The following is a 4,899-nucleotide window of genomic DNA, read 5'->3' as shown; positions in this document are numbered from 1 at the left end:
TGATTGATTTTTTATCATATTATTATTTTTATTCATATTAAATTCCCTTTAAAATTGTTCAAGATCTAAATTACTAGCATTAATATTAAGTTCACTCTCTATTAACAAATATGTAACTAATACATAATGCTTGAAATAAGTTATTGCAGACTCCACAAACTGAGGCCATGTATTTTGACTTTTAACCCCAATAGATCTCAATTTTTCTATATATATTGGTGTATCAAATGAATGTTCATATCCACTTAAAGGGCTATAAAATGTTGTTGTAACAACATAAATTAAATGATTATCAATACTCTTTGTAGTTGGATATTGTACAAAATCAATATCTAGATTATGTTCCTTAATAACATTTTTAACTTCTCTTACTATTTCATTGTAATTCTCATATCCATTAAGATTTTTATTTACTTCATCCAAATTCATTTTAAGAGTACGAAGATTTTTTAAAAAGTCTATTCTCTTTTGACTAATTGTTGTATTTTCATTATTAATTGTCATTTCTTGTATATTTGTTTTTGTAAAATTATTACTATTTATATTCATATCAACTCTCCTGTTTAATGTTATAATTATAATATATAGCAAAAACTAATTTATGTCAAGCATCATAAAATTATTACAAAAAAAACAATAAAATATCAAATTTAAGTATAAAAACTCAAAGCTTAATTAAAAACTCCTAAATGAATCCTTAATTAAGCTTTGAAGCTTATGCTAAATGAACATAAAACAGGTAGTTTTGATATGAAAAACTACTAGTAATAAGTATAGTAAAATAAAATTAAAATAAAATCAACCGATAATATACCCAATTCAACAAATAGATCATAATATGTTGCTCTCATATATCACCATCTTAAATTTTTCTAATAAAACAGCATTTTCACTCTTTATTAAGAAGATATAGTTCTAATAAATTTATCTTTTCTAGAAAAACTCCAAAATATAAATTAGCAATAAAACATATCCTTTTTTAATTATCTCGTAAATTTTTAAACCTCCTTACAAACTCCTCAAGCCAATCTTTCTTATCTCTAAACAACTCATCTAATATAAAACTTGTAAGTTTTGCATTTTTTTTATAGTAATCATAACTTTTTTGACTCTTAAGTTGAAATCTTAATGGTTTGATTGGATTAATTTTGGATTTTTTGATTCTTTTACCTTGTTTATCTTGCAAAAAAGCAAGTGAATCGTTTATACCGTTTTTTATTAAAAAAGTCTCCTCGATTATTCCTTCTTCTATAGCATTTGCAAGTCTTAAATACTGATAAACTTGAGTTCTTGCTAATCTGTACTCTTGTGAAAAATCTTCAAAAGTTCTATAATTATCTAATCTATAATATTCATTATCTTTAATTTCTTTTAAAATTTTCATTGTTTCTATTTTATTATGTATTTCTTTTTTAAAATTAACTTTTAATTTTTCTTTCAAAGAATTATAATGCCTTATTTTTTGTTCTATAGAATTTCCTCTTTTTACTGAATCTGAGAAATCCCTTTTATTAATTTCTATTTCCATACAAACCTCCAAAAATTTTTATATTCATTTAATGAATGTAAAATATTATTAATATAATTAAAAATCTTACTACTATAACTTGAATTTTAATTCACCAAAAATTTTTCAAGAGCGGCAACATATTCATATATGTAATCTTTAGTTAAATCAAAACCTATATTTCTCGCCATTCTTTTATTTAAGTCTTCCCTTTCCGATATAATTCCTAAAAAATTATTTCTTTTTTTCAGTAAATTCAATAAATATTTATGTGTATTATTCTTTTTAAATCTAGTATTGATTAAAAATATTGGGATTCTTGTCAAATTTAACTTCTTAACGAAAAATTCTAACAACTCTAAACTTTCAATTGACCATTTTTCAGCTGTTATTGGAACAAGTATATAATCAGAAACAACCAAAGCATTTATTAAGGGAATATCCAAACTAGGATTAGTGTCAATTATTATATAATCGTAATTAACTTCTAAAAAAGTTAACTGTTCTTGTAATTTTACTTCTTTAAAAGGCATAGATTCTGAATTAAAATTATGTAGCGTTAAATAACTAGGTATTAAATCTAAATTATTACCTACATCAACAATTGAATTGTTAATATCTATATTTCCTTTTAAAATTTCATAAATATTTTTATATAATAGTTCAAAATTCTGCTCTTTGATTTTTTTAAAAAAATAACTAGTGGTTGATGCTTGAGTATCTATATCTATCAATAAAAGCCTATATTTTTGGGACAAAAGTGTAGAAAGTATAATTGCACTTGTACTCTTCCCAACACCATCTTTAATTGAAGCAATTGTAATCACTTTCGGTTTTTTCTTATCCATTTAGTTATAATACCCCCACTTGGCAATTTCTTATCATAAAACTCATATACCTCCTTTTCTAAAGTTAAGAATATATCTATTAAAGAATAGTAATATTTAGTATTGACCTTATCCTTTTTAAGTAAACGAGAAATTCCCTTAATATAACAAAACACACTTCCTTTGTGAAATCTAAATTCTATGTAATATATCTTTGAAAATGTATATGCTTTCATAACACCATACTCTTCATATCTAGTTATAATGTTTTGTATTGGTTTCCTATATCCATAAAATATTCCTAAAAATTCATCATCATCTCTTACAGAAAACAAACTAAACCATTCTATTTTTTCTCTATTAAATAATTTTCTAAAGGCAATAAAGAATTTGTGTGTTTGTCTTTTATTAATCCCAAATGCACAAAAATCCATCATAACTTTGGTATGATATAATGTCCTGTTATTAATTTTTTCAATTTTGATAAAAATTTTTTTTTGTTTTTCTTTTTCTGATTCTGAAATTTCTGTCTTTTTTTCTTGAAGTCGCTCTAATACACTATCCATAACACATCCTTAGTCAACGATTTTTTCATATTCCTCTATTCTTAAATGCTCTTTCCCTTCCACCATCTCTAAAATTTCATAGTAATAATGATTATTAAATACTTGGCTATATTTCAAATCAACTTGCTTATTTAAATAATTTTTCAATATTGGCGCTAAAACTTTAACCTCTACTTTGTTCTTCAACTGATCTAGCAGTATACTAAATATATTATTTCTAATCTGCTTGTGGTTTTCTTTTTGCCCCTTTTTCTCACATTCAACTGTTTTCTTAATCCTCTTTACTATCTGTCTTAAATCACCGTATTTACTACTCTCTACGATAAAGTGCGGCTTGTCTTTATATCTCTCATACGCTTTTTGTATCTCTGTTTCTAATTGCTTCTCATTATATCCTTCTTTTTTTAATCCTTCCTCTGTCTCTGCTAGTGCCTTTTCTAATTCCTTTTGTTTTTCTTCTAATTTTTTGCTCTTATTTTGTTCTCTCTCTTTTCTATTCTCTTCTTTCTTCAATTCTATTAGCTTTTTTATTTTAGTTTCTTTTGTTGTTTTTAAATTCAAAATTGAGAGATATTTATCATCTTTGAATGCACACTTCTTTATGTACTTCTCTAGCTGTGCCTTTTCTCTTTCTGTTTTTTCTACCTCTTCCTTCTTCTTCTTTTTATTATTCTTATTATTACTATTATTATTAATACACTCCCATTTTTCTACACTCCCATTTTTCTTTAGACTCCCATTATTAGTGCATGTTTGTTGATGATATAAATTGGCACGTTGTTGAAATCTTTCTTCTTTTTTGTCTTTAAAATGTTTATTGATTTTATAGTGACATACTTTTTTAGAAAATCTAAGTTTATAGTGAATTTCGGTACCGCAATTTTCTCCTAAATGTCTGTAATAGTTACTAGTTACTTGAAATTCTTTTTCTAGTTTGTATAAATAACTTTGTAGAATTTTGAGTGTAGCTTTTTTTTGACCATTATTTTTTAAGTTATTATTAAAGTAATAGAGTATTTTATTTTGATTATATTTTTTAAACTGAGAATTTACAAAATTTAATGTTGATATTAATACAATTAATTTGTGTTGGTATTTATTAGTATATTTTTTTAAGCTCTTCATATAAATCTCCTGTTTTATGTATTACTGCCTATTATCATAGCGCAATACCCTTTAAAAGTAAACTTATATATAACAAAAATATTTTTGTTAATTTTTTTATAAAATTATTGCAAAAATTAGTTTTTGCTATATAATATAGTTATATTTTTAACATTAAACAGGAGATTTGTTGTGAAAAATAAAAATAACATTATAAATAATAGCAATATTACAAAAATTAATAATGGAGTAAAAAAATGAATCGTCAAAATTTATACACCCAACCAGTTATTAAAGGTTTAGAATCTTTTGTTCCAACCTTAGATTTTGATAATAATAAACAAACTAATGTAAGCAAAATGAATAAGATAGGACGTAAATTACCAGGCATAAAAAAAGGTGAATATTTCAAGTTTAATAGTAAAGTAGATTTTTCTATTCAACGTGAAGGATTAACAAGATTTGGTGCTAGTGAAGTTGGGAGTATATTTCTTGGTGCTGATGCTGCTTCTGAATTAATTGTAAGTAGAGTGCTTAAATTTTTTGGGAAAGAAGTTCCATATAAAGATAATTTGCATATTAAAAAAGGAAAAGCATTAGAAAATTTAGGATTTGCTGAGTTTCTACGTATTTACTTTGATAATATACAAATTTTACACAAAAACAAATATGCTAATGGAATAGACAAATATAATTACTTCAAACGAGTAGGTAGAGGAGATAATCTTGTTGGTGCAACAATAGATGGTTGGTTTGTAAATAATCAAGGTGAAACAGAACTATTAGAGATTAAATGTAGTGATAGTAATTATTTAACATCAGCTATTACAGAATATAATCAAACAGGTAATTTTTTAGAAAGTAAATATTTCTTTAAATATTATGTTCAAGCACA

Annotated in this window: 5 protein-coding genes and 1 pseudogene; 1 reads left to right on the top strand and 5 read right to left on the bottom strand. The window is 24.3% G+C overall.

Annotation, left to right across the window (positions count from 1 at the left end; translation table 11 throughout):
* Nucleotides 1–48: 48 nt before the first annotated feature.
* The 5 genes from U880_RS09775 to U880_RS0101085 form a co-directional block, all read right to left on the bottom strand.
* On the bottom strand, nucleotides 49–549 hold the full coding sequence (locus tag U880_RS09775; RefSeq protein ID WP_235047973.1) for an ERF family protein: 501 nt from the start codon (nucleotides 547–549) through the stop codon (nucleotides 49–51).
* Nucleotides 550–979: 430 nt separating this feature from the next.
* Nucleotides 980–1,528, bottom strand: a complete 549-nt coding sequence (locus tag U880_RS0101100) for a chromosome replication/partitioning protein (RefSeq protein WP_024654432.1) — start codon at nucleotides 1,526–1,528, stop codon at nucleotides 980–982.
* 86 nt (nucleotides 1,529–1,614) lie between these two features.
* Complete coding sequence (locus tag U880_RS0101095) at nucleotides 1,615–2,355, bottom strand: ParA family protein (RefSeq protein WP_024654431.1); 741 nt, start codon at nucleotides 2,353–2,355, stop codon at nucleotides 1,615–1,617.
* Nucleotides 2,331–2,900: a DUF226 domain-containing protein gene (locus tag U880_RS0101090; RefSeq protein WP_024654430.1), complete on the bottom strand. Its 570-nt coding sequence runs from the start codon at nucleotides 2,898–2,900 to the stop codon at nucleotides 2,331–2,333. The genes U880_RS0101095 and U880_RS0101090 overlap by 25 nt, the downstream gene beginning before the upstream one ends.
* Nucleotides 2,901–2,909: 9 nt before the next feature.
* Complete coding sequence (locus tag U880_RS0101085; RefSeq protein ID WP_024654429.1) at nucleotides 2,910–4,025, bottom strand: plasmid maintenance protein; 1,116 nt, start codon at nucleotides 4,023–4,025, stop codon at nucleotides 2,910–2,912.
* A 192-nt stretch (nucleotides 4,026–4,217) separates the two neighbouring features.
* On the opposite strand from U880_RS0101085, the pseudogene U880_RS0101080 reads away from it, so the two are divergent.
* Nucleotides 4,218–4,899: pseudogene (locus U880_RS0101080) on the top strand (DUF244 domain-containing protein); the annotation flags it as partial.

This window comes from Borrelia hispanica CRI (assembly GCF_000500065.1).
Taxonomy (GTDB): domain Bacteria; phylum Spirochaetota; class Spirochaetia; order Borreliales; family Borreliaceae; genus Borrelia; species Borrelia hispanica.
This window is presented reverse-complemented; position numbering and strand designations above follow the sequence as displayed.